The 400-nt window shown below is 45.8% G+C and carries 2 tRNA genes and 1 rRNA gene; all 3 read right to left on the reverse strand.

Annotated features, from left to right (window positions below):
* Positions 1-20: 20 nt before the first annotated feature.
* Positions 21-92: transfer RNA gene (locus tag AT575_RS10180), tRNA-Asp, on the reverse strand.
* Between the two features lie 6 nt (positions 93-98).
* Positions 99-170 (reverse strand) — tRNA-Val (locus tag AT575_RS10185).
* 15 nt (positions 171-185) lie between these two features.
* A 5S ribosomal RNA gene (rrf, locus tag AT575_RS10190) occupies positions 186-300 on the reverse strand.
* Positions 301-400 lie beyond the last annotated feature (100 nt).

The raw sequence follows: 400 nt of genomic DNA on the forward strand, positions 1-400 counted from the left end.
AGTCCACCAGACTTATAAAACGGTCCCGACGGGAATCGAACCCGCGATCTTCGCCGTGACAGGGCGACGTGATAACCGCTACACTACGGGACTTTTTATGGGAGTTAACGGGTTCGAACCGCTGACCTCTGCTTGTAAGGCAGATGCTCTCCCAGCTGAGCTAAACTCCCATTGAGTGTTCCTAAGCTAAGCGACTTCCGTATCTAACAGGGGGCAACCCCAACTACTTCAGGCGTTCTAGGGCTTAACTACTGTGTTCGGCATGGGTACAGGTGTATCTCCTAGGCTATCGTCACTTAACTTTTTAGTCCACTCAAAATTGAATAACTATATCTTAACAAGAAGTCTACCTCTATGTCAATAAACTTTTCTATTATCAAAATTGTACTCGGACTAAAAA

Source organism: Streptococcus penaeicida (assembly GCF_002887775.1).
GTDB lineage: Bacteria > Bacillota > Bacilli > Lactobacillales > Streptococcaceae > Streptococcus > Streptococcus penaeicida.